This is a genomic window from Cytobacillus firmus, from assembly GCF_023612095.1.
GTDB lineage: Bacteria > Bacillota > Bacilli > Bacillales > Cytobacillaceae > Cytobacillus.
In genome coordinates this window covers 2,984,857-3,008,392 of record NZ_CP086235.1, presented here as the reverse complement: position 1 = coordinate 3,008,392, position 23,536 = coordinate 2,984,857, and the positions used below count along the sequence as shown (strand labels likewise).

The window sequence follows — 23,536 nt, the reverse complement described above, 5'->3', positions numbered from 1 at the left end:
AACATAGGTTGTGCAAGAGCGTCTGTTGAGAGGAGTTGAAAACGATGCAAAAGTTAATTGAAGAAATCACAAAAGAACAGCTTCGTACTGACCTTCCGTCTTTCCGTCCTGGTGATACTGTACGTGTACACGTAAGTATTGTTGAGGGAACTCGTGAACGTGTTCAGGTATACGAAGGTGTTGTGATTAAGCGTCGTGGTGGTGGAATCAGCGAAACTTTCACAGTTCGTAAGATTTCTTACGGTGTAGGCGTTGAGCGTACATTCCCTGTGCACACACCTAAGATTGCGAAGCTTGAAGTTATCCGCCGCGGTAAAGTCCGCCGTGCGAAACTTTACTACCTGCGTAACCTTCGCGGTAAAAAAGCTCGTATCAAAGAAATTCGATAATAAAACGAAAAGCGAAAGCGCCTTGACCAGCCCCGACAAGCATAAGTTGAATCACGCAGGAGGCGTTAGCCTCTGGAGTGATTTGGCTTATGATCTCGAGGGGCTAGGCGCTGCAGCTGGACAATGAAAGAAAAGAAGGAGCTTGTTAATCAAGCTCCTTTTTCTATCATGAAATAGTAAAGTACAAATAATATTACATAAATGTTAAATAATATAAAAATAAGATTCCCATCGTGTTTATTAAGAAGAATTTTTGTACAATAAACAATAGAAATCACTTACTGCGGTACATGCAGGGATATAAGCATAATTTTTGACGGAAGAATGGTGGGGAAGGCTATGGCAAAAAAGAAAAATGAATTGTGGGAATGGACAAAAGCTCTTGTAATCGCAGTTCTGTTAGCGGCGGTCATAAGATATTTCTTATTTGCTCCAATTGTGGTTGATGGCTTGTCCATGATGCCAACATTGCATGACCAGGACCGGATGATTGTGAATAAATTCAGCTATAAAATTGGTGAACCTGAGCGCTTTGATATAATTGTGTTCCATGCACCTGAAAACAAAGATTACATCAAACGAGTAATTGGCCTCCCGGGAGACAAGATTGAATATAAAGATGATACTCTTTATGTTAACGGAAAAGCTTATGAGGAGCCATACCTGGATGAATATAAGAAGCAGGTAATTGACGGACCGCTGACGGAGCCGTTTACTTTAAAAGAAAAGATAGGACAGGAAACAGTGCCAGAAGGCCACTTGTTTGTAATGGGTGACAACCGCCGCTTCAGCAAGGACAGCCGTCACATTGGCCCTGTTGCTATGGAAGAAGTCCTTGGCGATGCCGGAGTAATATATTGGCCTATAGAGGACATTCGGATCGTTGATTAATTCTTCCTATTGTAAATACATATTGGATGGAGGTGGCCAGCTGTGACGATACAGTGGTTTCCCGGCCATATGGCGAAAGCCCGCAGGCAGGTTACAGAAAAATTAAAACTGGTCGATATCATCTTTGAGCTCGTTGATGCAAGGATTCCTTATTCATCACGAAATCCGATGATCGATGAAATCATTCAGCACAAACCCCGGCTTGTTTTGTTGAATAAAGCTGACATGGCTGATAAAGAAGCGACGAAAAAGTGGATCAGACATTTTGAAAATAAAGGCATAAGAGCGCTTGCAATAAACTCACAAGCCGGACAAGGCATGAAAGAAATCGTCTCCGCATCTCAGGAAATCCTTCAGGAGAAATTCGATCGAATGAGAGCGAAAGGTGTCAAGCCAAGGGCTATTCGTGCAATGATTGTTGGTATTCCGAACGCCGGAAAATCCACACTTATCAATCGCCTGGCCAAAAAGAATATTGCAAGGACAGGAAATACTCCCGGCGTTACGAAAGCGCAACAGTGGATAAAGGTAGGGAAAGAGCTGGAGCTGCTCGATACCCCGGGAATTTTATGGCCAAAATTCGAAGATCAGGAAGTGGGTCTTAAGCTTGCTCTGACAGGAGCGATCAAGGATACTATCTTAAATCTCCAGGATGTTGCCATATATGCCCTCCGTTTTCTCGGCGACAGATATCCGGATCGTCTGAATGACCGCTACCAGATCGAAGAAATCCCGGAAGATATCGTTGAAGTCTTTGATAAAATCGGCAGGCTGCGCGGCTGTCTGATGGGCGGCGGCGAAATTGATTATGATAAAGTAACAGAGCTGGTAATCAGGGAATTCCGATCTGAAAAAATGGGACCAATTACATTGGAGCTGCCGGACGAGATGGCAGTGCGGAATGAAGCTGAATAATCTTAATGAAGACCTTCTGTTCGCAGGAGGCCTTTATTTTTTGGCAGAAATGCCGATACATAGATTAGAATGAGAAGGAGAAAAACATGGCAAAGTTAACCATTCGCCAAATAGAAGAAAAGATGAAAGCAATTGAGTTAGAGGATGATCCGTTCCTTCAATCAATTAAACAGGATGACAGAAAAGGTGTGCAGGAGCTTTTAGTAAAATGGCATTCCCGCCAGCTGCTTCAAAAGAAGATATATGAGAAGCATAAAGAAATGACCCGGTATGAACGCCAGTACAGAAGCCAGGGTTTTCAATTAATTGCCGGAATAGATGAAGTCGGCAGAGGGCCGCTTGCGGGGCCGGTGGTAGCTGCAGCAGTTATTTTGCCTGAAAACTTTTATCTGCCGGGATTAGATGATTCAAAAAAAGTGTCTGAACGAAAAAGAGAAGAATATTTTGAAATCATTAACGATGAGGCTGAGGCGGTCAGCGTTGGGATCATTGAGCCAGAGGAAATCGACCGCATCAATATTTTTGAAGCGACAAAAAAGGCAATGCTGTCAGCGATTGAAGGCCTGAATCCGAAACCGGACTTCCTGCTTGTAGATGCCGTAAAACTTTTAACACCTTATCCACTGGAAGCAATCATTAAGGGAGATGGCAAAAGCGTTACGATTGCTGCAGCCTCGATCATAGCCAAGGTTACAAGAGACAGAATGATGGCTGAAATAGGCAAGGAGTTTCCACAATATGGATTCGGGAAAAATATGGGCTATGGGACTAAGGAGCATCTTGAAGCGATAACGCTTCATGGAATTACGCCTTATCACCGGAAAAGCTTTGCGCCAATAAAAGATTCTTATAGAAATTGAATAGAAGGTGAAGGTATGAAGCCGTCTGAAATAATTCAAAAAATCATAAGGCATGACCAGAGCAATGCAGGAAAGACGTCTGCGCTCAGGCCAGGACAAATTGTCAGCGGAAAAGTAGCAAAGCTATTTCCGAATCAGACGGCAGAGGTGCAGATCGGGTTACATAAAATGATTGCACAGCTTGAAACCCCTTTGTCAGCGGACAATAGATATTGGTTCAGAGTAGAACCTGGTGAAGGACTGCTGCGCTTAAGAGTTATGGAATCTGTAAACGGCCAAAGTAAAGGAGCTCCTGCTGAAAGCCTATTAAGTCAGCTGGGAATGAAGCTGTCCCGGGAAAATAAAATGCTCATTCAATATTTTCTTAAGGAGCAGCTGCTGATTACAGGTGAAACTTTAAGGATGGCATCGGAATGGATCTATGAAAGCAAATCTGCTGCGGAAGGCCTGAGGACGGTAAAAGAGATGATATTAAGGCAGCTTCCCTTTTCGAAGGATGTTTATTCTGCGCTATCTTCAGTTTTAAATGGTGACTCTATGTCTTCGATTATGGGAGAATTGCAGGAAGAGTTAAAGAGAGCAGATTTATCATCCAAAGGTCAGCAAATATACTCCCTGTTGGGGTATATGACAAAGACTTCAAAGGAAAAACTTGGCCAGCAGGCAGTAGTAAGACTGTTTTCAGAGTGGCTGAATGCAAAAGATCAGGCAGGGTCCTTCTCAGCTTTCCAGCTCCTGAAATCAGTGGGGATGTTTCCGGGTGACGCTTCAGAGGGTGCTGCCATAAAACAGCTTATTAAGGACTGCGCGCAAAATAAACCGATTATTCAAACACTGACTGAACTTCTGAATACAAGCGAATCAGGGAACAGGCAGCGATTTATATTGAATTTGGCCAAACTCAATGGAGTTATCGCACAAAGTTCTAAAAGCAGCGGAGGAGCTCCGGCTCTCCAAAACTTACTCAATGATTTCCGAAATGGCAGTATATCTTTTCCTGCAGAAAAAAATATACTTAACACCATTTTTAAATCGGCTCTATCTCTTACAATTAATGATGATATAGAACATTTATCAGATGGAGACAAGTTCAGGATGGCTGCTGTTCAGGCGGGGAAATTATTGGGCGGTGAAAAACTAATCACTGCAGCTTCACTCAGCCCTCAGGAAATCACAATGCTGGAAGACATGAAAAATAGCCTGCGTCCCGAATCCTATTTCCCATATGATCAGCGTAATATACATAGTGAATTAAAGAGAATAATCACAGCCTTAGGGTTTTCTCATGAACATGACGTCCTAAAGTCATTAAAACAGCATGATGACGGAGCCGTCAAAAATCTTGATGCCCTCAAACCGCTTCTGATGGGCTTCTTAACCGAGGAACCAGCAAATGCAGCTAAAGGTGCAGCCGAACGGCTGCTGCATAAAATAACCGGCTTTCAGGCTCTCTCGCAGGAATCAGGGCCATTGCAGCACTTTATCTTTCAGCTGCCGGTTTCTTTATGGGGAAAGATCACTGATATGACAATGCAGTGGAGCGGAAGGAGAACAGAAGGCGGAAATATTGATCCAAACCATTGCCGTGTTATCTTTTATTTAGATTTGGAGCACCTGAATGAAATGATTATCGACCTTCAGGTCCAAAACAGAATCATCAACATTTCAGTTATTAATGGGCACAGCGAAATAAAGGATTTAACAGCTCCATTTGAAGCTGAATTAAAAGCAAATTTATTAAAATTAAATTATAAGCTGTCCTCGGTTTCCTTCCAGAAGCCGGAGCATGCAGGTGATTCACTTATAGCAGGTGAAACAATGACATCACTTGTACAGGCAAATCAATTCAGCGGAGTAGATATTAGAATATGAAAAAAAAGCGTGTTGAACAAAGAAAAGAAGCGGTAGCATTAACATATGATTCTGAGAGTCATGGGGCACCCCGGATATCTGCGAAGGGGAAGGGTCTGACAGCGGAAAATATTCTTGAAAAAGCAAAGGAACATGGCATTCCGGTTCAGGAGGATCCTGCCCTTGTTGAGCTTCTCGGCAAGCTTAATATCAATGAAGGGATTCCTGAAGAACTTTATCAGGCTGTTGCTGAGGTATTTGCTTTCATCTACAGAGCTGATCAGGAGGCTGGAAAGAGGGAAAATAGTAAATAATCTATTCTGGTAAACCAATATGTTTCTATTAAAGTGATCTTTCCGAGTAGAAAAAAACGGGATAATACTTAAATCAACTAGAATCGAAAGCTGTCGAAGGACAGCTTTTTCTTTATTTTAAAAAAATATTTTCCGATGATATAAGTGTCAAACCCACTATGGTGACAGGGTTTGTGCACAGACCAATATTTATAATTTTTAAAGAAATATAATATTTTAGAGTAAATGGTGGACAAGGGTTGTGTCATTTAATAAAATGAAAGCGCAGTCTATTTTTTTGAAGAGTTAGATAGGAGGATGGGAAATGAATATACATGAGTACCAAGGTAAAGAAGTCCTCAGACAATACGGGGTAGCCGTTCCGAACGGAAAAGTTGCATTTACAGTTGAAGAAGCTGTTGAAGCTGCGAAAGAACTTGGCACTGAGGTGTGTGTGGTTAAAGCGCAAATCCATGCCGGAGGACGCGGTAAAGCTGGCGGTGTAAAAGTTGCCAAAAATCTTGACGAAGTTCGTACATATGCAGGTGAAATCTTAGGGAAAACACTTGTTACACATCAAACAGGCCCGGAAGGCAAGGAAGTAAAGCGTTTGCTTATTGAAGAGGGCTGTGACATTAAGAAGGAATATTATGTGGGCCTTGTACTGGACCGAGCTACATCACGCGTAGTATTAATGGCTTCAGAAGAGGGCGGTACAGAAATCGAAGAAGTGGCTGAACAAACGCCAGAAAAAATCTTCAAGGAAGAAATCGATCCTGTTCTTGGTTTAACAGCATTCCAGGCCCGCAGAATCGCTTTTAATATCAATATACCATCAAAGCTTGTCGGACAAGCTGTTAAATTCATGATGGGCTTATACAGAGCTTATATTGAAAAGGATTGCTCTATTGCTGAAATCAATCCATTAGTTGTAACTGGCGACGGCAAGGTTATGGCTCTGGATGCTAAGCTGAACTTTGATGGGAATGCCCTTTACCGTCAAAAAGACATCATGGATCTTCGTGACCTTGAAGAAGAGGATGCAAAGGAAATTGAAGCATCTAAATATGACCTAAGCTATATTTCCCTTGATGGAAACATCGGCTGTATGGTTAACGGTGCAGGTTTAGCGATGGCTACTATGGATATCGTTAAGCATTATGGCGGAGACCCGGCCAATTTCCTTGATGTTGGGGGCGGTGCAACAGCTGAGAAAGTAACAGAAGCTTTCAAAATCATCCTTTCTGATAAAAACGTTAAAGGTATTTTTGTAAATATCTTCGGCGGAATCATGAAGTGCGACATCATCGCCACTGGTGTAGTGGAAGCAGCGAAGCAAGTAGGCTTGAATGTGCCACTAGTTGTACGTCTGGAAGGCACGAATGTTGAAATGGGCAAGAAAATTCTTGCTGAATCCGATATCGATATTATCGCAGCTGAATCCATGGCTGACGGCGCACAAAAAATCGTTTCTTTAGTAGGCTAAGAATTAAAAATGAGCGGTCGTTCAGCATCAAAGGAATATAGCGGAAACCGATCTTCAGTTTTTGATTAAAGCCTTTGAGCATATGACGGCACTCTTTAGACCAGGAAGGAGAATTAATGTGAGCGTATTTATTAATAAAGATACTAAAGTTATAGTTCAAGGGATTACCGGCTCAACAGCCCTCTTCCATACAAAGCAAATGCTTGAATACGGAACGCAAATTGTCGGCGGTGTAACTCCGGGTAAAGGCGGTACGGAAGTAGAGGGTGTTCCTGTCTTCAATACAGTGGAGAAAGCAGTTAAGGCTACAGGTGCAAATGCCTCCGTAATCTATGTTCCGGCTCCATTTGCTGCAGATGCTATTCTTGAGGCTGTAGATGCAGAATTGGATCTTGCTATTTGTATCACTGAGCATATTCCTGTATTGGATATGGTTAAAGTTAAGCGTTATATGGAAGGCAAGAAGACACGCCTAGTAGGTCCTAACTGTCCGGGTGTTATCACTCCTGAAGAGTGTAAGATCGGCATTATGCCTGGTTATATCCACACTAAAGGCCATGTTGGAGTTGTTTCCCGTTCCGGAACATTGACTTATGAAGCTGTACATCAGCTGACACAGGAAGGTATCGGCCAATCTACTGCTGTTGGAATCGGCGGAGACCCGGTTAACGGAACAAACTTCATTGATGTTTTAAAAGCATTCAATGAAGATCCTGAAACCTATGCTGTCATTATGATTGGTGAAATCGGCGGAACTGCTGAAGAAGAAGCTGCAGAATGGGTTAAAGAGAACATGACTAAGCCTGTTGTAGGCTTCATCGGTGGGCGCACTGCACCTCCAGGAAAGCGTATGGGCCATGCCGGCGCAATTATTTCAGGAGGCAAAGGAACAGCTGATGAAAAAATCCGTGTAATGAATGAATGCGGAATTCAGGTAGCTGATACTCCATCCGTAATGGGTGAAACCCTGATTAAGGTCCTGAAAGAAAAAGGCCTTTATGATCAGTGTAAAACACACTAATTATTTCTAATAACTTAAGAGTAGTCCCTCTTTTTGAGGGACTATTTCTGCATTGTCAAATTATCCCCTACTTCCCCCGTCTTTTTTTATAACATTTCAGGAGGCTCCCATGAATGAATTTAATATGAGGCTCACCCATCTCCACCACTGCAGAGGAATGAGCTGGAAGATGATTTATTACATCCTTAAAACAGATCCCGAATTGAAATTTCTGTATAATGATGCACCCCGCCGAATTATGCCCCAGGTAATCACTACTCAGGAAACACTTTCCAATGCACTCCAGGATCTGCATTCTGATCGAATCCAGGAACAAATACGCCAATACTCACCAAATGGCATTAAAGCCATTACAATTTTTGACGAGGAATATCCGGTACTGCTAAAAGAAACATACCAGCCGCCTTGGGTTTTATATGCCCGAGGTGATACCAGTCTTTTGAATAGCGGAGTCCACCTGGCCGTTGTTGGTTCCAGACAGGCAACAGAGTATGGCGAAAAAGCCATTCAGTCCATTTTCCCCAAGCTTATTGAACAGGGGGTTATTATTGTAAGCGGGCTGGCGGCCGGCATCGATGCCATTGCGCATAAGGAAACATTAAAAAATAAAGGAAAAACAATCGGTGTCATAGCCGGGGGCTTGTTTCATATTTATCCACAGGCAAACCAGAAGCTTGCTTATGAAATGATGAAAAACCATCTGGTTATATCTGAATATCCGCCAGACACAAGGCCTTCAAGATGGCAGTTTCCAATGAGAAACCGAATCATAAGCGGCATTAGCAGAGGGACACTGATTATTCAGGCGAAAAGCAAAAGCGGCTCCCTTATTACAGCTAATTATGCTGTGCAGGAAGGCCGGGAAGTGTTTGCAGTACCAGGGAATATTTTCAGTCCATTCTCATGCGGAACCAATGAGTTAATTCAGCAAGGCGCCAAACTGGTTAAATCAGCTGAAGAAATCTTAGAGGAATTCCCTTACTGATCAGGTCAAATAAAAAAGGAGCCTTGATATAGATTAAAGGCTCCTAATCTTTCATTAGTCATAATAAATTTGTTTATTTAAAGGATTTTTTACAAAAAGGTTGAAATTCTATTAAAACTGTTATACATTTTGCAACAGGTAAGAACGAAAGTAAGAGAATGCTTAGTTAGTTAATTTAGGACCTTTTCTTGGAAACGGTTGCGGAAATAATCCGATTAAGTTTGACAAACTTGAATAGAATGTAGAATAATAATGAATATTTCAATACACATGCAATAATGAGGCTGTTCTATTGATATAGATAAAGAAGACAGGCAATTTTAGCAGGTGAAAAATACCGTGTTTCAAAAAGATTTTGCCTGGATGTTTTAAAATTCCCTCTCAAGGAGGACTATTGATGTCAGAGTTTCTTGTTATCGTTGAGTCACCTGCAAAGGCAAAAACGATTGAGCGTTATTTAGGAAAAAAATATAAAGTAAAAGCTTCCATGGGACATGTCAGGGATCTTCCCAAAAGCCAAATGGGCATTGATGTGGAAAATAACTTTGAACCCAAATACATAACAATTCGCGGAAAGGGCCCTGTTTTAAAGGAGCTTAAGACAGCCGCCAAAAAAGCAAAGAAAATTTATCTCGCGGCTGACCCCGACAGAGAAGGGGAAGCTATTGCCTGGCATTTGGCACATAGCCTGGATATGGATATTAAGTCGGATTGCCGTGTTGTTTTTAATGAAATCACGAAAGATGCCATTAAAGAATCCTTCAAACATCCAAGGCCAATCAACATGGATCTTGTTGATGCGCAGCAGGCAAGAAGGATGCTGGACAGACTGGTCGGCTATAATATCAGCCCCTTACTATGGAAGAAAGTGAAAAAAGGATTAAGTGCGGGAGAGTACAGTCTGTTGCAGTCCGACTGATCATCGACCGTGAAAAGGAAATTAAGGACTTTATACCAGAAGAGTACTGGTCAATAGATGGAGAGTTCCTTAAAGGAAAAACAGCCTTTGATGCATCATTTTACGGATTTAAGAATGAAAAAATGGAATTAAAGTCGGAAAGCGATGTTCAAAATATTTTAAGTAAAATGAAGGGCAATAAATTCAAGGTGGAATCGGTTACCAAGAAGGAAAGAAGGCGGAATCCGGCAGCCCCTTTTACTACGTCATCACTTCAGCAGGAAGCTGCAAGAAAATTAAATTTCCGTGCCAAGAAAACGATGATGCTTGCACAGCAGCTTTATGAAGGAATTGAACTCGGCAAGGAAGGAACTGTCGGTTTAATCACTTATATGAGAACAGACTCAACACGCATTTCTGAAATTGCGCAAAATGAAGCTGCGGACTATATTCAAAGCTCTTACGGGAAAGAGTTCCTGCAGAGAGAAAAGAAAAAAGAAAAGAAAAACAGCAATGCACAGGATGCCCATGAGGCCATCCGCCCGACAAGCACATTAAGATCCCCTGCAAGTTTAAAAGAATACTTGTCGCGTGATCAGCTTCGATTATACAGGCTTATCTGGGAACGCTTTGTTGCAAGCCAAATGGCACCAGCGGTTATGGACACCATGAGTGTTGATTTGAAAAATGGTGAAGTGATTTTCCGGGCAACAGGCTCAAAAGTGAAATTCCCAGGATTCATGAAAGTATATGTTGAAGGCTCTGATGATCAGTCGGAGGAAAAAGATAATATGCTTCCTGATCTGAAGGAAGGGGATGAAGTCCTTAAAAAAGACATCGAACCTAAACAGCACTTCACACAGCCCCCTCCAAGGTATACTGAAGCAAGGCTGGTAAAAACACTAGAAGAGCAGGGCATCGGGCGGCCATCCACTTTCGCTCCGACACTTGATACAATCCAAAAACGGGGCTATGTTGCTCTGGATAATAAACGTTTTATACCGACTGAACTGGGTGAGATCGTCCTGGAATTAATCCTGGAATTCTTCCCTGAAATCCTTGATATCGAGTTTACCGCGAAAATGGAAAAAGACCTGGACTATGTGGAAGAAGGCAAAGTCAACTGGGTACAGATCATAGATGATTTCTATATAGATTTTGAAAAAAATCTTAAAATAGCGGAAAAGGAAATGCAGGAAGTAGAAATTAAGGATGAACCTGCCGGTGAGGATTGCGAACAATGCGGTAATCCTATGGTGTTCAAGATGGGACGCTATGGAAAGTTCATGGCCTGCAGCAATTTCCCTGACTGCCGCAATACTAAACCGATTGTCAAGGATATCGGAGTGAAATGTCCAAAGTGCGAAGAAGGAAATATCATCGAAAGAAAAAGCAAAAAACGCCGGATTTTCTACGGCTGTGACAGGTTCCCTGAATGTGACTTTATATCTTGGGATAAGCCCCTGCCGAGAAGCTGTCCAAAATGTGATAACCTGCTGGTTGAGAAAAAACTCAAAAAAGGTGTTCAGGTTCAGTGTGTTGAATGCGACTATAAGGAAGAAAAGCAAAGTTAAGGGTGAGCTTAAATGCTCACTCTTTTCTATTGAGGGATGAGCATCCAGATTACTTCCAGTCTGGCTATTGTCAAAGGAAGCAGCACATGAAACTTTTTTATTTTTAAATCGTATTGTAAAATGGCAAAATGAATAAGAACAGGGTAAAGTAAGAGAGACTGTTTTTAATAAATATAAATTATTCATGATATTGTCATCATAAGTATATATGGAGGTTCAATTTATGAAAGATACAGCAGTGAATGTAATTGGCGCAGGGTTGGCAGGCAGCGAGGCTGCTTGGCAGCTTGCCAGCAGGGGGATAAAGGTAAATTTATATGAAATGAGGCCGGTAAGGCAGACTCCTGCTCATCATACAGATAAATTTGCAGAACTTGTCTGCAGCAACTCCCTGCGTGCAAATACTTTAACAAATGCAGTCGGGGTATTAAAAGAAGAAATGAGAAAGCTGAATTCTGTCATTATCCATTCAGCTGACAGCAGTGCAGTTCCTGCCGGAGGCGCATTGGCAGTTGACCGCCATGATTTTGCTGCCCGTGTAACCGAACAAGTCAAAAACCATCCGAACGTAACCGTAATAAACGAAGAAGTGACAGATATTCCGGAAGGACCAACAGTTATTGCTACTGGACCGCTCACAAGTGAAGCTTTATCCGCAAAATTAAAAGAGCTGTCCGGGGAAGATTATTTATATTTTTATGATGCGGCTGCTCCAATTCTCGAAAAAGATTCAATCGATATGAATAAAGTTTATTTAAAATCACGTTATGATAAGGGAGAAGCGGCATATCTGAATTGTCCAATGACAGAAGAAGAATTTGACCGCTTTTATGAGGCTCTTACCTCAGCGGAAACAGTTCCATTAAAGGAATTTGAAAAGGAAATCTTTTTCGAGGGCTGTATGCCAATAGAAGTGATGGCAAACAGGGGGAAGAAAACCATGCTTTTCGGCCCGATGAAGCCTGTTGGTTTAGAAGATCCTAAAACAGGAAAAAGGCCATATGCAGTTGTCCAGCTTCGCCAGGATGATGCAGCAGGAACTCTTTATAATATAGTAGGTTTTCAGACACATCTGAAATGGGGTCCTCAAAAAGAAGTAATCCGATTGATTCCTGGACTTGAAAATGCTGAGATAGTAAGATATGGTGTTATGCACCGGAATACATTCATCAATTCTCCAAAAGTCCTTCGTGCAACATATCAGTTCAAGAATAGGGATGATTTATTCTTTGCAGGACAAATGACCGGAGTTGAAGGGTATGTGGAATCTGCAGCCAGCGGACTTGTGGCAGGCATTAATGCTGCAAGGCTTGTTGCAGGAGAAGATCCAATTGAATTTCCTCATGAAACGGCGATTGGAAGTATGGCTCGATATATTACTACAGCAAACCCGAAGAGTTTCCAGCCTATGAATGCTAATTTTGGTTTATTCCCGGAACTTCCTGAAAAAATCAGAGGAAAAAAAGAAAGAAATGAAAAACATGCAGAAAGAGCGTTGGGAACAATTCAGAACTTTATGAAAAATTTGTAAATTATGTTGCGTGGGCTGCTGAGTTGTGATACTATTTAGTAGCCCATGCGAGGTGAACAATTAATGTCTGAAAATGTGAACGTTTCTTTAAAGTTGTTTATTGAATATTTACAAATCGAGAAAAATTATTCACAATATACTATTGAACATTACCAGCATGATATAAGTGAGTTCTTTATGTTCATGTCTGAACAAGCGATTTCAGATTTAACAAAAGTCGAGTATCAGGATGTCAGGATATATCTTACTAATCTTTTTGAAAGAAAGATGTCACGCAAGTCTGTTGCCAGAAAGATATCAAGCCTAAGGAGCTTTTTAAAATTTTTGCTAAGAGAAGAGATAGTCGCTGAGAATCCTTTCGCACTTGTTTCCATTCCGAAAGCACAGAAAAAGCTGCCGGAATTTTTCTATGAAGAGGAAATGAAACAGCTTTTTGATGCTTGTGATTCCAGCACTTCTCTTGGGCAAAGAAATAAAGCCCTTCTTGAATTATTATATGCAACCGGCATCCGTGTAAGTGAGTGCAGTCAAATCCGCTTAAAAGACCTGGATATGCATTTATCGACGGTTCTTGTACGGGGAAAGGGCAGCAAAGAACGATATGTTCCTTTCGGCAGCTTCGCCCAGGATGCAATTGACACATACATAAATCATGGACGTAAAGAATTGCTTGCAAATGGGAACGTGCAGGAAAATTTGTTTTTGAACGCCCGGGGCGGTCCTCTCACAGCAAGGGGAATCAGGACAATTCTTGACCGGATCATAGAGAAATCATCCTTAACAGGCAAAATTCATCCCCATATGCTTCGCCACACATTTGCGACGCATTTAATGGCTAATGGGGCTGACATGAGAACGGTCCAGGAATTGCTTGGACACGCATTTCTTTCTTCGACCCAGGTATATACACATGTTACGAATGAATACTTGAAAAAAACGTATATGGCCCATCATCCGCGGGCATAGCGGAAAAACAGCCATTATCGAATAGTCTGCAGAAAAAAATCAAAGGCAATATGCTCCAAAGGAGGAGTCTTTCATGTCCGAATTTCATGCAACAACAATATTTGCTGTGCATCATAATGGAGAATGTGCAATGTCTGGCGACGGCCAGGTTACCTTTGGAAATGCAGTTGTAATGAAACACACTGCAAGAAAAGTCAGAAAGCTTTTTAACGGGAAGGTGCTTGCTGGATTTGCAGGCTCAGTAGCCGATGCATTTACGTTATTCGAAATGTTTGAAGGAAAGTTAGAAGAGTATAATGGCAACCTTGAGAGAGCAGCTGTAGAGCTTGCAAAAGAATGGAGAAGCGACAAGGTTTTGCGAAAGCTTGAAGCAATGCTTATCGTTATGAATAAGGATAGCCTGCTTCTTATCTCCGGTACAGGTGAAGTTATCGAGCCGGATGATGGAATTCTGGCTATTGGATCAGGAGGCAATTATGCGCTTGCAGCCGGACGTTCTTTAAAAAGGTTCGCAGGCGAACACTTGTCAGCAAAAGAAATTGCCAAGGCTTCACTTGAAATGGCTGCCGAAATATGTGTATATACAAACCACAATATCATTGTGGAAGAACTCTAATAAAGGAGTGCTGTTGAATGGGTAAAGGAACAAGCTTAACTCCGCGCCAAATTGTTGAGCGCTTGGATCAATATATCATCGGTCAAAAGGATGCAAAAAAAGCAGTTGCTATAGCTCTTCGAAATCGTTATCGCCGCAGCTTACTCGAAGAAAAATTGCGTGAAGAAGTAAATCCTAAAAATATATTGATGATCGGCCCAACTGGTGTTGGAAAAACTGAAATTGCGCGCAGAATGGCTAAATTGGTAGGCGCACCATTTGTAAAAGTGGAGGCAACCAAATTCACTGAAGTAGGATATGTGGGCAGGGATGTTGAATCCATGGTCAGAGATCTTGTGGAAACATCCGTCCGTCTGATAAAAGAAGAGAAGATGGTCAGTGTAAAGGAAAGAGCAGAAGAAAGTGCCAACCGCCGCATACTTGAACTGCTTGTACCTGGTGCCAAAAAGGCCGCTAATTATAAAAACCCACTTGAAATGCTATTTGGCGGAGGTAATGATCAGCAGCAGGATACGTATCAGACAGAAGATTTAAACCTCCAGGAAAAGCGCAAGATTGTAAAAGAAAAGCTTGCACTAGGCGAATTGGAAAATGAAGTGATTACCGTTGAGGTGGAAGAGCAGCAGCCTTCCATGTTTGACATGCTGCAGGGCTCTGGGATGGAGCAAATGGGCATGAATATGCAGGATGCCCTCAGCAGCCTTATGCCAAAGAAAAGGAAAAAGAGAAAACTGACTGTAAAGGAAGCCAGAAAGGTCCTGACAAATGAAGAAGCCCAAAAGCTGATTGATATGGATGAAGTCAGTCAGGAGGCTGTATTCCGTGCTGAACAGTCAGGAATAATTTTCATTGATGAGATCGATAAAATTGCCAGCAAAAATAACGGCGGTTCTTCAGCAGATGTATCAAGAGAAGGGGTTCAAAGAGATATTTTGCCGGTGGTGGAAGGTTCAACAGTAGTAACCAAATACGGTTCTGTTAAAACGGACCATGTATTATTTATTGCTGCAGGTGCTTTCCATATGGCAAAGCCCTCTGACCTTATTCCTGAATTACAGGGGCGTTTTCCGATCCGTGTGGAGCTTACAAAGCTAACCGTTGAAGATTTCTACAAAATACTTGTGGAGCCCGATAATGCTTTAATAAAACAATATGAAGCATTATTGGTAACTGAAGGTATACAAATTGAATTTTCTGACGATGCTATTCGTAGGATTGCTCAATTTGCTTTCGAAGTTAATCAAAATACAGATAATATCGGTGCAAGGCGTCTTCATACAATCATGGAAAAACTGCTCGAAGATTTATCGTTTGAAGCACCGGACATTACGATGGAAAAAATCACGATCACCCCTCAGTATGTTGAGGAAAAGCTCGGAGCTATTTCCCGCAATAAGGATTTAAGCCAGTTTATTCTGTGACCTTATAGTTTAAAGATTAAGGTCAAAGGGTAACGGAAAGTGAATCCTCAAAAAGTCAAAGTTTAGTTTGATTCAAACAGAAGCAATAAGATATTTAATTTTAACAAAATATATTTTTATGGGTTGCAGCAAATAGGAGGAAATACAATGGATTTATTAACAAAAACAAGAAAGATTAATGCAATGCTTCAAAGAGCAGCCGGAAAGCCGGTTAACTTCAAAGAAATGTCAGAAACACTTAGTGATGTAATTGAAGCAAATATCTTCGTAGTAAGCCGCAGAGGCAAACTGCTTGGATTTGCAGTAAACCAGCAAATCGAAAATGAGCGCATGAAGCAAATGCTTGAAGATCGTCAGTTCCCTGAGGAATATACGAAAAACTTATTTAACATCCAGGAAACTTCATCAAACCTGGATATGGAAAGCGAATATACTGCATTCCCAGTTGAAAACAAGGACCTTTTTGCAAGCGGATTGACTACAATTGTTCCAATTATTGGCGGCGGTGAGCGTCTCGGCACACTTATTCTTGCGAGATTGCAGGAACAGTTCCATGATGATGATTTAATTCTAGCTGAATATGGTGCTACTGTAGTTGGCATGGAAATTCTGCGTGAAAAAGCGGAAGAAATTGAAGAGGAAGCGCGCAGCAAAGCTGTTGTGCAAATGGCCATCAGTTCTCTTTCTTACAGCGAGCTTGAAGCGATCGAGCATATTTTCGAAGAGCTTAACGGCAACGAAGGACTTCTGGTTGCGTCAAAAATTGCTGATCGTGTAGGAATTACCCGCTCTGTAATCGTAAATGCCCTTAGGAAACTGGAAAGTGCAGGAGTTATTGAGTCCCGTTCTTTAGGGATGAAGGGTACTTATATCAAAGTCCTAAATGACAAGTTCCTGGTTGAATTGGAAAAGCTTAAATCAAACTAATATAAAATGAAAACCCGTCCCTCAGTGGCGGGTTTTTTTGTTACAAAATTTTTACGGATTTAATTGGTAAATTTATGTATTTTAAACAAAATTTATAAGTACATTAGTCATAGTTTACATAATTTTCAAGTATAGCATTTTATATTATGGTCCATAAGAACTAGAAAAGGAAAAGCTTAGAAAATTGTTAAGGAATAAAGAATAAAACGATTATGGTAATTATTACAAAATAACATGTATAACTTTCAGCATATTTAAAAGATTTGTCGAAAATAGGTCAAAAGAATCATTAAAATTAACTTGTTGTACATAGACATATTATTTCATATTCATTACAATAATGTTTATGATGACATATTTTGTCCATTATCACCAAATTTCTACAATAATTACCATGTAAAATTTTGTTTTATACGAGGTGTTATGATTGAAACTGTTTTCCGGCACTATATCAACATTAGAACAAGCATTAAATTATTCTTCGCTTAAACAAAAAGTAATATCACAAAATATTGCAAATGCTGATACTCCAAACTATAAAGCAAAGGATGCCAGCTTTAAAGCTGCTTTCAAGAACGCTTTAAATGAATCAATGGATGCAAACAAAAGTGATTATAGACATTACGATTTTAAAAATAGCTCATCCTCAGGTCAAGGGATAGTGACCAGAGCTGATACTTCTTACAATCATAATGGCAATAGTGTGGATTTAGATAAGGAAATGGCGGATCTGGCTACAAACCAGATTTACTATAATGCAGTTATTGAACGTGTAAGCGGCAAGTTTTCCAGTCTGCAGAATGTATTGCGGGGAGGCAAATAGTAATGTCAATGTTTCATAGTATGAACAGCACAGCATCGGCACTAACTGCCCAAAGGCTCCGTATGGATGTAATTTCTTCAAATATGGCCAATGCAGATTCTACAAGGAGTATAAATGGTGATGGACCCTACAGAAGGAAATCAGTAGTACTGGAACCGAAAGAAGGGCAGTTTTCATCCTTTTTAAATATGGCCATGAGCCGAAATGGAGGAAGTTCGGCAGGTAATGGGGTAAAAGTATCAAGAATTGTAGAAGATCGGGAGACCCCAACTAAAATGGTTTATGATCCTTCACATGTCGATGCGAATGAAGATGGATATGTTGAAATGCCGAATGTGGACCCTTTACGGGAAATGACAGATCTTATTAGCGCCACAAGATCATATGAAGCGAACGTAACAGTTTTTAATGCCTCTAAAGGCATGATGATGAAAGCTTTGGAAATCGGCAAATAAGGAGAACCTTAAATGAATAACGTAACGTTTATGCCAGTGAATGCTTTAAAGCCTGCTGAAAATCAAAAGACTCATACATATACAACATTCGATGCTCAGCAAAGTTTTTCGTCGGTCTTAAAGCAATCAATAAAAAAAATAAATGATGCACAGATACAGTCAGATGCTATGACTGAAAAACTTGCAAAGGGAGAAAATGTAGATCTTCACCAGGTGATGATTACATCACAAAAAGCGAGCATTACAATGCAGGCTGCTCTCGAAATTAGAAATAAAGTAATTGAAGCTTATCAGGAAGCGATGAGGATGCAGGTATAATATTACAGCAGTTCCTTTGGAAAACTTAGGAAATTGAAAGAATCCGCTTATTAGTGAGGTTTTTTCAATTTTTTAATGAAAGAAAATGATTAAAGCTAAAAACTAGTCATGGCGGTTATTAGCTAAGACAGAATAACCGGAGGATTGTGATGAAAGAAACGCTACAGAGATATATTGGCAACTTGAAAGAATACTGGGGAAGCAGGTCAAAAAAACAAAAGACAATTATGATTAGTGCTGCTGTATTATGCATAATGCTGATTGCAGCTGCAGCTATCCTTAGTACCAGAACCAATCTCGTTCCTCTATACAGCAACCTGACACCTTCTGAAACGGGAACGATAAAAGAAAGTCTCGATACAAGAGGGATTGTATCTGAAATAGCAGATAGCGGAACAACTATTAAAGTGCCTGAAGAATCAGTAGATACTCTGAAAGTAGAACTGGCAGCAGAAGGAATTCCGAAATCAGGAAGCATTGATTATTCATTTTTCAGCCAAAATGCAGGGATTGGCATGACTGAAAACGAGTTCAATGTGCTAAAGCTGGAAGCAATGCAGACTGAGCTTGCGAATTTGATGAAAGGGATCGATGGAGTCAACGATGCCAAGGTAATGATTAACCTTCCGGCGAAAGGCATATTTGTAAATGATTCTTCAGAGGAAGCCTCTGCTTCTATTGTCCTTAACACAAAACCAGGACACCAATTTGAAGAGTCGCAAATTCAGGCGCTTTACCACTTGGCTGCGAAAAGCATACCCAACCTTCCCACTGATAATATCGTCATTACCAACCAGTTTTTTGAGTACTTTGATCTAAAAAATAAACAAAATTCTTCACCTGAAAGCACCTTTGCGGCACAGCATGAAATCAAAAAAGAAATTGAGCGGGATGTACAGCGTCAGGTGCAGAATATGCTGGGCACTTTAATGGGACAGGATAAGGTGGTTGTATCTGTAACCGCCGATATTGATTTTACCCAGGAAAACAGGGAAGAAAACCTGGTTACACCTGTTGATGAAGAAAATATGGAAGGTATCGCTATCAGTGCTCAAAAGATTACGGAGACTTTTACAGGTAATGGAGAAGGGGCAGGAGGGCCTCCTGCGCTGGGAGGAAATGATGAACCTGCCGGCACTGATTCAGATTCTTATCTGGAAAACGGAAATTCCAACGGGGATTATGAACGAATAGAAGAGACTATTAATAATGAAGTTAATAAAATCCGCAAAGAGATTGTTGAGAGCCCTTATAAAGTCCGGGATTTAGGAATCCAGGTAATGGTGGAACCACCGACAGCGGATGATCCCGCATCACTTCCGCAGGAAAGAATAAATGATATTACACAAATACTGGGGACTGTTGTCCGTACGACTATTAATAAGGATGCGGCAGCTGCAGAGTTAACAGATGAGGCTATTCAGGATAAAATTGTCGTCTCAGTACAGCCTTTCAACGGAAAAGTTGTGTTTCCTGAAGAGACAAGCACCAGCATTCCCTGGTGGATTTATGCAATCGGGGGAGTACTGCTTTTAATTATTGCTCTATTAATCTTCCTTTTTGCAAAAGCGAGAAAGAAGCAGAAACAAGAAGAGGAGATGGAATTAGAAGCACAAGAGACATTCAACCTTCCGGATGTTAATGACGAGCATGAAACAGAGAGTACAATGCGGCGCAAACAACTGGAGAAAATGGCAAAGGAAAAGCCTGAAGACTTTGCGAAGCTTCTTCGCACATGGATCGCAGAAGATTAAGGAGGATGAAAAATGCCAAAAAAAGAACAAAGAGAACTCACAGGTAAGCAAAAAGCGGCTATTCTTCTTATTTCACTTGGTCCTGATGTGGCATCCTCTGTTTATAAACACTTAAGCGAGGAAGAAATTGAAAAATTGACCTTGGAAATCTCAGGGGTCCGAAAAGTTGATTCGTTTGCAAAAGAAGAAATTCTTGAAGAATTCCATCAGATTGCACTGGCGCAGGATTATATTACGCAAGGAGGAATCGGTTACGCAAAAACAGTTCTCGAGAAAGCACTCGGTACTGAGCAGGCTTCAGTCATTATTAACAGGCTGACTTCTTCTCTTCAGGTAAGGCCTTTCGATTTTGCGAGAAAGGCTGATCCGGCACAAATTCTTAATTTTATTCAAAATGAACATCCGCAGACCATCTCCTTGATATTGTCATATCTTGATCCAGCGCAGGCCGGGCAAATTCTGTCAGAGCTGCCGCAGGAAATGCAGGCGGATATTGCAAGAAGGATTGCTGTTATGGATAGTACATCTCCTGAGATTATTAATGAAGTTGAACAGATTCTTGAAAGAAAGCTGTCTTCTACTGTAACTCAGGATTATACTCAGACCGGCGGCATTGAGTCTGTGGTAGATGTTCTTAATGGAGTTGACCGTGCAACAGAAAGGACTATTCTTGATGCACTGGAGATTCAGGATCCGGAGCTTGCTGAAGAAATTAAGAAGAGGATGTTTGTGTTTGAAGACATCGTTACTCTTGACAGTCGCGCTATACAGCGTGTTATCCGGGATTGTGAAAGTGAGGACCTCATGCTTTCATTGAAAGTGTCGAGTGATGAAGTCAAAGAAATCGTCTTTAAAAATATGTCTTCAAGAATGGTTGAAACCTTTAAAGATGAAATGGAATATATGGGTCCTGTGAGATTGAGAGATGTTGAAGAAGCCCAATCAAGAATAGTTGGCATTATCCGCAGATTGGAAGAATCAGGGGAGATCATCGTCGCTCGCGGCGGAGGAGATGATATTATTGTCTAGGTTAATAAAATCATACTCTAGCGCAGTGCCGAAAGAAGAAAAGAAAGTCATTTCGATCAGACTGATGCAAAGCAATTCAAACCATATTGAAGAGGCAGTGGAGCAGAGTGCTGCGAGACCCCATGAAGAGATTCAGGCCATGATGAACAGCGCCCGTGAGGAAGCTGAGCGGATTGTAAACGCTGCAAGAATAGATTCTGACAATATGGCCCGGCAAATGGACGAACAGCGCATGGCGCTTGAACAGGAAAAACAAAAAATATTTGAAGAAGCCAGAATACAAGGATTTGCTGCTGGAGCTGATGAAGGCAGACAAAGCGGTCTCAGGGAATACAGTGAACTGATTCATATGGCAAGAGAAGTTGTAAACACAGCCAAACATGATTATCAGCAGCACATCGAATCATCTGAACGGACCATACTGAACCTCGGATTAAAGGTTGCAGGGAAAATACTCAGCGAAGTTCTTGAACAGAATAGTGACCAATTCCTTTCTATAGTAAAAAGGGCTTTAAAAGAAGCAAGAGAATATACTGAGATTCAGCTTCATGTACACACAATGCACTATGATTTGCTTTTGTCTCATAAGGAAGAACTAATCCGGGTATTTCCTAAAGAGACAGATTTATATATTTATCCGGATGAGGAACTAAGTAATACAAGCTGCATAATTGAATCAGCCAACGGACGAATTGAAGCCAGTGTTGACAGCCAGCTTGAAGAAATAAAAAGAAAACTCTTTGAGATGCTGGAGAGTGAACCAAATTGAAACTTGAACAGCTGATCAGCGAGATAGAAAAAATTGATAGCTTTAAGCGTTTTGGCAGAGTAAAAAGAGTAGTGGGTCTGATGATTGAGTCCCAAGGCCCGGAAAGTTCTATTGGGGATGTATGCATTATTCATATCGGCAAAGTACGCACAAGAAAGATCCAGGCGGAAGTAGTCGGATTTAAGAATGAGAATGTGATACTTATGCCTTATACAGATGTACAGGATATTTCACCAGGCTCTCTTGTCGAGACAACCTCGAGACCTCTTGAGGTGAAGATAGGACCAGCTCTAATTGGACAAGCAATAGATTCACTGGGACAGCCTCTCGATGGGTCCTTGCTGCCAAAAGGGCTGACGCCAGTCCTAACGGAACAAACTCCTCCTAATCCTCTGAAAAGACCGCCGATTTCTGAACCTATTGAAGTAGGTGTAAGAATGATCGACAGTCTGCTGACTGTAGGAAACGGACAGCGGGTCGGGATATTTGCAGGTAGCGGAGTTGGGAAGAGCACTCTTCTTGGAATGATAGCCCGCAATACTAATGCAGATCTAAATGTGATTGCCCTTATTGGCGAGAGGGGCAGAGAGGTTAGGGAGTTTATTGAGAGGGACCTGGGGCCGGAAGGTTTGAGAAGATCCATAGTGGTTGTCGCTACGTCTGACCAGCCGGCACTCATGAGAATTAAAGGGGCATACACAGCCACAGCAATTGCTGAATATTTCAGGGACAAAGGCTTAAATGTCATGTTAATGATGGATTCAGTAACCAGGGTGGCAATGGCTCAGCGGGAAGTCGGCCTTGCAGTCGGAGAACCGCCAACAACTAAGGGGTATACGCCATCTGTTTTTGCTGTATTGCCTAAGCTTCTTGAAAGAACCGGTACAAACGAATACGGCTCTATAACGGCATTTTATACCGTACTGGTGGACGGGGATGATATGAATGAGCCAATCGCGGATACAGTCAGGGGAATATTGGATGGACACTTTGTTCTTGACCGGTCATTAGCGAACAAGGGGCAGTATCCAGCTATTAATGTCCTGAAAAGTGTAAGCCGTGTAATGAACCATATAGCAGATGCATCTCATGTTAAATCAGCTGAAAAGGTAAGAGAAATGCTGAGCACATATATCAATGCAGAGGATTTAATTAATATTGGAGCCTATAAACGAGGGTCATCGGTGGAAATAGATGAAGCCATACGATTATATCCTTCGATCATCTCTTTTTTGAAACAAGAAACGAACGAAAAAATTTCTATCTTGGAAAGCATTGGCCAATTAAAGGGATTAGCTGGAAAAGGGGAATGAAAAATGCAATACCAATTTAAATTCAATAAAATCCTGACGATTAAAGAAAGAGAAAAAGATCAGGCATTTGATGTATATAATCAGGCTGTAAAACGATTTGAAGAAACTGCAAAGAAACTATACGATCTGCTGAAAAAGAAAGAAGATCTGGAAGAATATCAGCTATCAAGATTGGCTGAAGGACTTCCGGTTCAAGAAATCAGGCATCACCAGCATTTTGTGAGCAGTCTTGAGAAAACAATTGACCATTATCAAAAGATGGTGGCAAATGCAAGAAGCCAAATGAATTTCCAGCAGGAAAAACTCATGGAAAAAAATATTGAAGTAAAGAAATTTGAAAAAATGCAGGAAAAAGATTTAGCAGGCTTTTTGGAAAGCATGAAGCAAGCAGAAGGAAGGCAAATGGATGATATCTCAATTCAGCTGTATATGAATCGGGGAAATTAGGTGG

22 protein-coding genes and 1 pseudogene are annotated in these 23,536 nt (G+C 41.2%); all 23 read left to right on the top strand.

Annotation, left to right across the window (positions count from 1 at the left end; translation table 11 throughout):
- The first annotated feature begins 44 nt into the window (after window positions 1-44).
- The 23 genes and pseudogenes from rplS to fliJ all read left to right on the top strand — a co-directional run bounded on the left by rplS (window position 45) and on the right by fliJ (window position 23,532).
- Window positions 45-389: a 50S ribosomal protein L19 gene (gene rplS / locus LLY41_RS15130; RefSeq protein WP_009330779.1), complete on the top strand. Its 345-nt coding sequence runs from the start codon at window positions 45-47 to the stop codon at window positions 387-389.
- Between the two features lie 339 nt (window positions 390-728).
- The gene (lepB, locus tag LLY41_RS15125) at window positions 729-1,280 is read left to right on the top strand and encodes a signal peptidase I (RefSeq protein WP_035328928.1); all 552 of its coding nucleotides are present in this window, start codon (window positions 729-731) and stop codon (window positions 1,278-1,280) included.
- A gap of 42 nt (window positions 1,281-1,322) precedes the next feature.
- Window positions 1,323-2,195 carry a ribosome biogenesis GTPase YlqF gene (gene ylqF, locus LLY41_RS15120; protein ID WP_304585776.1) on the top strand — a complete coding sequence of 291 codons (873 nt, stop codon included), beginning with the start codon at window positions 1,323-1,325 and terminating at the stop codon, window positions 2,193-2,195.
- An 86-nt stretch (window positions 2,196-2,281) separates the two neighbouring features.
- On the top strand, window positions 2,282-3,055 hold the full coding sequence (locus tag LLY41_RS15115; protein WP_304585775.1) for a ribonuclease HII: 774 nt from the start codon (window positions 2,282-2,284) through the stop codon (window positions 3,053-3,055).
- 15 nt (window positions 3,056-3,070) lie between these two features.
- The gene (locus LLY41_RS15110) at window positions 3,071-4,927 is read left to right on the top strand and encodes a hypothetical protein (RefSeq protein ID WP_304585774.1); all 1,857 of its coding nucleotides are present in this window, start codon (window positions 3,071-3,073) and stop codon (window positions 4,925-4,927) included.
- Window positions 4,924-5,220: an EscU/YscU/HrcU family type III secretion system export apparatus switch protein gene (locus LLY41_RS15105; protein ID WP_095242339.1), complete on the top strand. Its 297-nt coding sequence runs from the start codon at window positions 4,924-4,926 to the stop codon at window positions 5,218-5,220. The genes LLY41_RS15110 and LLY41_RS15105 overlap by 4 nt, the downstream gene beginning before the upstream one ends.
- A gap of 304 nt (window positions 5,221-5,524) precedes the next feature.
- A complete protein-coding gene (gene sucC, locus LLY41_RS15100) occupies window positions 5,525-6,685 on the top strand; it encodes an ADP-forming succinate--CoA ligase subunit beta (protein ID WP_095242340.1) in 1,161 nt (386 codons plus the stop codon).
- Between the two features lie 118 nt (window positions 6,686-6,803).
- Window positions 6,804-7,706 (top strand): succinate--CoA ligase subunit alpha, encoded by a 903-nt coding sequence (gene sucD, locus LLY41_RS15095; protein WP_304585773.1) that lies wholly within the window; start codon window positions 6,804-6,806, stop codon window positions 7,704-7,706.
- 109 nt (window positions 7,707-7,815) lie between these two features.
- The gene (gene dprA / locus LLY41_RS15090) at window positions 7,816-8,691 is read left to right on the top strand and encodes a DNA-processing protein DprA (protein ID WP_304585772.1); all 876 of its coding nucleotides are present in this window, start codon (window positions 7,816-7,818) and stop codon (window positions 8,689-8,691) included.
- A gap of 397 nt (window positions 8,692-9,088) precedes the next feature.
- Window positions 9,089-11,163: pseudogene (gene topA / locus LLY41_RS15085) on the top strand (type I DNA topoisomerase).
- A gap of 223 nt (window positions 11,164-11,386) precedes the next feature.
- On the top strand, window positions 11,387-12,694 hold the full coding sequence (gene trmFO / locus LLY41_RS15080; protein ID WP_304585771.1) for an FADH(2)-oxidizing methylenetetrahydrofolate--tRNA-(uracil(54)-C(5))-methyltransferase TrmFO: 1,308 nt from the start codon (window positions 11,387-11,389) through the stop codon (window positions 12,692-12,694).
- Between the two features lie 63 nt (window positions 12,695-12,757).
- Window positions 12,758-13,660, top strand: a complete 903-nt coding sequence (gene xerC, locus LLY41_RS15075; protein ID WP_095242344.1) for a tyrosine recombinase XerC — start codon at window positions 12,758-12,760, stop codon at window positions 13,658-13,660.
- Window positions 13,661-13,733: 73 nt separating this feature from the next.
- The gene (hslV, locus tag LLY41_RS15070) at window positions 13,734-14,276 is read left to right on the top strand and encodes an ATP-dependent protease subunit HslV (protein ID WP_095242345.1); all 543 of its coding nucleotides are present in this window, start codon (window positions 13,734-13,736) and stop codon (window positions 14,274-14,276) included.
- Between the two features lie 17 nt (window positions 14,277-14,293).
- Window positions 14,294-15,697 carry an ATP-dependent protease ATPase subunit HslU gene (gene hslU / locus LLY41_RS15065; RefSeq protein WP_095242346.1) on the top strand — a complete coding sequence of 468 codons (1,404 nt, stop codon included), beginning with the start codon at window positions 14,294-14,296 and terminating at the stop codon, window positions 15,695-15,697.
- 147 nt (window positions 15,698-15,844) lie between these two features.
- Complete coding sequence (gene codY, locus LLY41_RS15060) at window positions 15,845-16,624, top strand: GTP-sensing pleiotropic transcriptional regulator CodY (RefSeq protein WP_035328947.1); 780 nt, start codon at window positions 15,845-15,847, stop codon at window positions 16,622-16,624.
- Between the two features lie 427 nt (window positions 16,625-17,051).
- A complete protein-coding gene (gene flgB / locus LLY41_RS15055; RefSeq protein ID WP_304585770.1) occupies window positions 17,052-17,447 on the top strand; it encodes a flagellar basal body rod protein FlgB in 396 nt (131 codons plus the stop codon).
- A 2-nt stretch (window positions 17,448-17,449) separates the two neighbouring features.
- Complete coding sequence (flgC, locus tag LLY41_RS15050; protein ID WP_095242348.1) at window positions 17,450-17,902, top strand: flagellar basal body rod protein FlgC; 453 nt, start codon at window positions 17,450-17,452, stop codon at window positions 17,900-17,902.
- A gap of 12 nt (window positions 17,903-17,914) precedes the next feature.
- Window positions 17,915-18,220: a flagellar hook-basal body complex protein FliE gene (gene fliE / locus LLY41_RS15045; protein ID WP_095242349.1), complete on the top strand. Its 306-nt coding sequence runs from the start codon at window positions 17,915-17,917 to the stop codon at window positions 18,218-18,220.
- A gap of 149 nt (window positions 18,221-18,369) precedes the next feature.
- Window positions 18,370-19,974 (top strand): flagellar basal-body MS-ring/collar protein FliF, encoded by a 1,605-nt coding sequence (gene fliF, locus LLY41_RS15040; protein WP_304585769.1) that lies wholly within the window; start codon window positions 18,370-18,372, stop codon window positions 19,972-19,974.
- A gap of 12 nt (window positions 19,975-19,986) precedes the next feature.
- Complete coding sequence (gene fliG / locus LLY41_RS15035) at window positions 19,987-21,003, top strand: flagellar motor switch protein FliG (RefSeq protein WP_048009027.1); 1,017 nt, start codon at window positions 19,987-19,989, stop codon at window positions 21,001-21,003.
- Complete coding sequence (gene fliH, locus LLY41_RS15030; protein ID WP_304585768.1) at window positions 20,987-21,772, top strand: flagellar assembly protein FliH; 786 nt, start codon at window positions 20,987-20,989, stop codon at window positions 21,770-21,772. Before fliG ends, fliH begins: the two co-directional genes overlap by 17 nt.
- Window positions 21,769-23,085: a flagellar protein export ATPase FliI gene (gene fliI / locus LLY41_RS15025; RefSeq protein WP_304585767.1), complete on the top strand. Its 1,317-nt coding sequence runs from the start codon at window positions 21,769-21,771 to the stop codon at window positions 23,083-23,085. The genes fliH and fliI overlap by 4 nt, the downstream gene beginning before the upstream one ends.
- A 3-nt stretch (window positions 23,086-23,088) precedes the next feature.
- Window positions 23,089-23,532, top strand: a complete 444-nt coding sequence (gene fliJ / locus LLY41_RS15020) for a flagellar export protein FliJ (protein ID WP_304585766.1) — start codon at window positions 23,089-23,091, stop codon at window positions 23,530-23,532.
- Window positions 23,533-23,536 lie beyond the last annotated feature (4 nt).

What these genes read in the sequence shown, in the direction of transcription:
- xerC (WP_095242344.1), top strand. Translation starts at nt 12,758, where the DNA reads ATGTCTGAAAATGTGAACGTTTCTTTAAAGTTGTTTATTGAATATTTA.
- fliF (WP_304585769.1), top strand. Translation starts at nt 18,370, where the DNA reads ATGAAAGAAACGCTACAGAGATATATTGGCAACTTGAAAGAATACTGG.
- sucC (WP_095242340.1), top strand. Translation starts at nt 5,525, where the DNA reads ATGAATATACATGAGTACCAAGGTAAAGAAGTCCTCAGACAATACGGG.
- trmFO (WP_304585771.1), top strand. Translation starts at nt 11,387, where the DNA reads ATGAAAGATACAGCAGTGAATGTAATTGGCGCAGGGTTGGCAGGCAGC.
- dprA (WP_304585772.1), top strand. Translation starts at nt 7,816, where the DNA reads ATGAATGAATTTAATATGAGGCTCACCCATCTCCACCACTGCAGAGGA.
- LLY41_RS15105 (WP_095242339.1), top strand. Translation starts at nt 4,924, where the DNA reads ATGAAAAAAAAGCGTGTTGAACAAAGAAAAGAAGCGGTAGCATTAACA.
- LLY41_RS15110 (WP_304585774.1), top strand. Translation starts at nt 3,071, where the DNA reads ATGAAGCCGTCTGAAATAATTCAAAAAATCATAAGGCATGACCAGAGC.
- fliG (WP_048009027.1), top strand. Translation starts at nt 19,987, where the DNA reads ATGCCAAAAAAAGAACAAAGAGAACTCACAGGTAAGCAAAAAGCGGCT.
- flgC (WP_095242348.1), top strand. Translation starts at nt 17,450, where the DNA reads ATGTCAATGTTTCATAGTATGAACAGCACAGCATCGGCACTAACTGCC.
- lepB (WP_035328928.1), top strand. Translation starts at nt 729, where the DNA reads ATGGCAAAAAAGAAAAATGAATTGTGGGAATGGACAAAAGCTCTTGTA.
- codY (WP_035328947.1), top strand. Translation starts at nt 15,845, where the DNA reads ATGGATTTATTAACAAAAACAAGAAAGATTAATGCAATGCTTCAAAGA.
- hslU (WP_095242346.1), top strand. Translation starts at nt 14,294, where the DNA reads ATGGGTAAAGGAACAAGCTTAACTCCGCGCCAAATTGTTGAGCGCTTG.
- fliE (WP_095242349.1), top strand. Translation starts at nt 17,915, where the DNA reads ATGAATAACGTAACGTTTATGCCAGTGAATGCTTTAAAGCCTGCTGAA.
- fliJ (WP_304585766.1), top strand. Translation starts at nt 23,089, where the DNA reads ATGCAATACCAATTTAAATTCAATAAAATCCTGACGATTAAAGAAAGA.
- LLY41_RS15115 (WP_304585775.1), top strand. Translation starts at nt 2,282, where the DNA reads ATGGCAAAGTTAACCATTCGCCAAATAGAAGAAAAGATGAAAGCAATT.
- hslV (WP_095242345.1), top strand. Translation starts at nt 13,734, where the DNA reads ATGTCCGAATTTCATGCAACAACAATATTTGCTGTGCATCATAATGGA.
- rplS (WP_009330779.1), top strand. Translation starts at nt 45, where the DNA reads ATGCAAAAGTTAATTGAAGAAATCACAAAAGAACAGCTTCGTACTGAC.
- fliH (WP_304585768.1), top strand. Translation starts at nt 20,987, where the DNA reads ATGATATTATTGTCTAGGTTAATAAAATCATACTCTAGCGCAGTGCCG.